Origin of the sequence: Vibrio sp. V39_P1S14PM300, from assembly GCF_009904765.1 — a bacterium.
Classification (GTDB): Bacteria; Pseudomonadota; Gammaproteobacteria; order Enterobacterales; family Vibrionaceae; genus Vibrio; species Vibrio proteolyticus.
On the sequence record NZ_WXWP01000045.1, the window covers coordinates 1 to 4989 of the forward strand.

The window sequence follows — 4989 nt, forward strand, 5'->3', positions numbered from 1 at the left end:
TTTGAAGCTTGGGTAAACGAGTGATACTTCACCCACCTGTACACCATTGTATTTCAGAGGGGTGCCTTCACTGATGCCCGTATCCCCCTGGGCGAGCAAGGTAATAACATGGCCAAATTTTCGCGCCGACTTAAAGTCAGGGTAGAGCTTCCACTTTTTATTGAGTTTGTTTTCAACTCCCGGTAGAGAGTCAAAGGCGATGCCACCCTGGATAAGCGTTTTAAGTGGCGCGGCTTTGACGTTGATGCCCGTCAGGCTAGCATCAACCTCAACACCAGAACGGTTCCAGAATACCGTTTGTGGTGTAAGCAGGTGTTGATATTGATTTTCAATCGTAGCAGTGATGACGACGCCACCGTCAACCAAATGAAAATCGGCGATACTGCCGACTTGCAAGTTTCGATACAGCAGTGGACTGCCTGCTGAAATAGGCGGTAGTTCACTGGCAAACAGGGTCAGGCGCTTAGAGCCGGATTGATTGTATTTGGCCAGCTCAGCGAGGGATTTGTTCGGATAGAGCGGGTAGGAGTCGGCCGCTTTTTCTGTACCTTCGCTGACAAAACTGATGGATCCGGACAACAGTTGTTTGGCGGGCGGGACAGAGATGTTAAGACCAGATTCTGTCAATTCAGCACTGGCGCTGCCAGTGACATAAAAGCGGTTTCTGGATTTGATGAGATTGGCGTACCGATTGTCTATCAGCGTATCGAAACGCACTTTGTCATGCTCCAGCGCGACCTGTGTGATGGAGCCGACAGCAATACCTTTATAGAGAATGTTAGCCCCGACGTCCAGCCCGTAAGAGTTATCAGAGTATAGGCGTACCACTACAGAACGCGCTTGTTCTTTGTTGAACTCATCTTTGCGATCAGCCGTAAACAGGCGTGAACGATCGCCGTTACCCGGATAGATGGTCAGATAGTTGCCTTTTACTAAATTGGCAATGTTTTCAATGCCGGACAAAGATACTTTGGCCTCTTCAAGGACAAATTTACTGCCCGTGTTGAGCATGTCACTGAATGCCGGCTGTATCGCTGCGGAGGCGATAATTTGCTGTCTGCCTTCGCTTAGTTGTAAGTCCGTGACCTGACCAATTTCCAAACCTCGATACATGATGGGTGCGCCGTGCGCGCTGATCTGGTTGTCATCGGGCAGGATGATTTTGATTGGGATACCGCGCCCTGCGGTCTTAAGATCCTGGTAGAGCCTGAATTGCGTGTTCTCTTCAACCGGCAGACCGCCATCCGGAGAATCCACCGCAATGGCACCGCTCAAAAGGGCACTAAAGCTCTCCAAACGTACATCCACACCATCAAAGCCGATACTGGTTCCGATACCGCTCACGTTCCAGAATCGGCTTTGGTCTGTGATGATCTTGCGGTATTCATCTTTGATGTAAGCCTGAATTAATACCGACTTGGCGTCCGGGTCTAATTGATAGTTGTACACTTCGCCAATGGGGATTTTTTTATAAACGATCTGTGACCCCACGGAAACGCCACCCAGATCGCGCGCTTTGAGCGTAATGGTCAGTCCTTCACGACCTTTGAGATCCGCAGGCGCCCGGTCGAGCGCGGTGTACTGGTTGAGTGGTTCCGACTTGACGTCACTGGGTTGAATGGCGATATAGTTTCCCGAGACCAGCGCATCCAAACCGGAAATCCCGGAAAGACTGGCCGTTGGTTTCACCAGCCAAAAGCGGGTATCTTTCGACAGCAGTTTTGTGGCTTCGGGATAGATATCGGCATCGACATAAATATTTTGCAGATCGTCGGTAAGTTTGATGTCACGTACCATTCCGACTTCGAGACCTTGATAGCGGATGGTTGTTCGTCCAGCGACCAGCCCCTGCGCATCAGAGAAATAGATTTGAATCCGGTCACCGGCATCGTGTATCGCTTTCACCAGCAGCCACCCGGCCAGTACCATAGTGAGAATGGGTAAAATCCAAAGTGGCGAGATACCTTTGTTACGTTTTACGTCTGGTGTATACGAGTTTTGATTCGATGATTCTTTACTCATTCTCTGACTCATTTTGTGGTGTAGATTCGCGGTAGTTGTCCCAGATCAGTCTCGGATCGAGACTTTCGGCAGCAAGCATTGTCAGTACAACCACCACACCAAAAGCTACAGCGCCGTAACCCGGCGTGAAATCAAGGATTTGTCCGCGATCGACTAATGTCATCATTATAGAAATAACAAACAAATCCATCACTGACCATTTTCCTATCCATTTGACGACAAAAAAGATAGTCATTCGCTGGCGATGATACACCTGACGTTTGAACTTGATGGCCAGTAACAAATAGCTTAAACCGAGTATCTTGGCGACAGGCACCACAATACTGGCAATAAAAATAATGGCAGCAATACCGGACATGCCATTGTTTACCAAAGAGGCGACGCCAGAGAAGATGGTGTCTTGCAAGCGCTGTCCGTTGGTGATCAAAATCGATATTGGAATCAGGTTCGCCGGAAAAATAGCAATGGCAGCGGCGACCAAGTAGGCCCAGGTTTTCTGAATGGAGCGTGGTCTACGATGGTGAATCGCTTCATGGCAGCGAATGCACTGTTTGCCTTCCGGCTGCGACAGGTGGCAGTTGTGACAATGTAACTCTTTGCGTTGGAAGGCGTAGTGGATCTCCGGACTCCAGGCTTCCCAGTAACGACGTACGCTAATTCGACTGATCAATAGCACAACGGCGAGTTGCAACAGCACAAGTCCGTACAGGCCGGGCCCGACAAAAATGTCTGAATAATCCTGCAGTTTAAAGCAACTAATGGCGATACTTACCAGAAACACATCAAGCATCACCCAGTGTTTAAGGTGTTGGATCAACCACAGCGACACACGCAGTGTTTTGAAGGAGTGGATACGCAACGCAGCATGTGCAGCGACTACTGAGGCGCAGACAATGAATGGGGCGATAGAGCTGCAGAACAGTACCAGTAGCCCTAACATGACAAAGCCTTCTTGCATCAGAGTAAATACGCCATCGGGCAGTGTGGCCGGAATCATGACACCAAATAGACGGATACTGATGAAGTTAAACAAATGAGACGGAAGGAACAGCAGTAAACAGGTAATGGCGATTGCCAGATTGCCAGACAGAGAAGCGGAACCACCTCGGTAGAGCCGCGTGCCACAGCGGGGGCAGTAAGCACTTTTACCGTGCTCGACATCCACGACATCGACAGGCAGCTCACAGCCTTGGCATAAGCGGACGGTATTGACGTCCGCTTGATGGCCGTTCAGGGGACGGGCAGTTCTCACTGAGTGCCCGCTAATTTAGTTACGCTGTCACTAGTACGCGGAAGACTGTACACTCCCGTATAGTGTTTGATATAAGCCGTCCTGTTCAACCAGTTCTCCATGCGTCCCCGTTTGAGTTACCTGACCGTCTTCCAAAACATAGATGAGGTCGGCTTGTTTTACCGCCGACAGGCGGTGTGCCACGATTAATGTTGTCCGTCCTTTCAGAAATTCGGACAGGGCTTTATGCAGTGCCGCTTCAGTGGCCGTGTCTAACGCCGATGTCGCTTCATCCAGAATGACGAATTTTGGATCGCTCAGTACCATCCGGGCAATCGCCAGACGTTGTCGTTGTCCACCGGATAAACGAATGCCGTTTTTACCAATTTGCGTATCCAACCCTTCACTGAGTTGAATCGTGACATCCTGCATCTGAGCAACTTCCAATGCCCGCCATAATGACAAGTCATCGTAGTGCCCCCCTAGGGTCAGATTATGCCTTAAGCTGTCATTAAATAGTATAGGTTGTTGTAATACCACGGCTATTTGATCACGAATAACGTCAAAGCTGATATCGGTGGTTGATGCGCCGTTGAAACGGATCTCACCTGACGAAGGTTGATAGACGCCGATAAGTAATTGAATCAGAGTCGATTTACCCCCGCCACTGGCGCCAACCAGCGCGACTTTCTTACCAGCAGGAATGCACAACGACAGGTTGTTTAATACCTGATGATCGGAGTGATAAGCAAAACTGACGTTATCTACCATCACGTCAACTTCACGATCATCAGTGAACGGGTTGATTTTACTTTTTGGTCGCTGTTCCTCTTCTAAGTCGAGCAGGGCATTGATCCGATTTAGTGCGGCTTTGGCGCTATACCAGGAAAACTGAATGCCTAGCAACTCCTGGACTGGACCAAGCATAAACCAAAGATAGCCGAACACGGCAAAGATCTGACCAATCGTAAGGTCACTAAATAGCACCATCAACATCGCAACGGCACGAAACAGTTCAAAACCGAGTAAAAAAAGCAGGAAGGAAATGCGGCCGGCAGCTTCTGATTGCCAGGCATACTTGTCCGCAGCCAGGCGTACGTCATTGGCTTGAAGCTTCAGCTGTTGCAAAAACTCCCGTTCCCGGTTGGCCGCTCTGAGTTGATAGATCCCATCAAGCGTCTCTACCAGACGATTCTGGAAGGCTTCGAACGATTGGTTTTCTTTCTTTTTCAAATGCTTGACTTTGCTGCCGAGTTTTCGTGAGAAGTAGATCACGACAGGGTTCACCAGCAGAATAAACAATCCGAGACGCCACTCCAGCCATAGCAATACAATCGCGGTACCGATCACCGTTAAAAAACTGATGATGAATTTGCTCAAAGTAGAACCGATGAACTGATCAATGGTTTCGATGTCTGTAATCAAATGAGCATTGATGCCACCGCTGCCTTTAGTTTCGTATTGGCGGATGCTGATACGTCCGAGTTTATCGATCATTTTCTCACGCATTTTGTACGTGATGGTTTTCGACACCAGTGTAAACTGGCGGCTTTGGACGATGTTTAATCCCTGACTGATGGTACGCATTAAAACAACCAACAGCAGAGTTAACATGATGTAACCTGTTGCTGTCTGCCATTGCAGAGGCATCACCGCGTTCATCATCGCCAGACCCGTACCAGGCTTGTTCAGCAGAACTTCATCTACCATGAGTGGCATCAGCAGTGGGATAGGGA

Annotated in this window: 3 protein-coding genes; all 3 read right to left on the reverse strand. The window is 49.1% G+C overall.

From position 1 onward, the window contains the following. The coding region (locus tag CAG65_RS02425) for an MlaD family protein (protein ID WP_161451919.1) at positions 1 to 2022 on the reverse strand (2022 nt) is incomplete at its 3' end. Further along, entirely contained in the window at positions 2015 to 3274 is a 1260-nt protein-coding gene (locus CAG65_RS02430; RefSeq protein WP_337247540.1) for a paraquat-inducible protein A, read from the reverse strand. The genes CAG65_RS02425 and CAG65_RS02430, both read right to left, overlap by 8 nt. Positions 3275 to 3304: 30 nt before the next feature. After that, positions 3305 to 4989 (reverse strand): ABC transporter ATP-binding protein (locus CAG65_RS02435; protein ID WP_161451921.1); only part of this gene is annotated, 1685 nt, incomplete at its 5' end.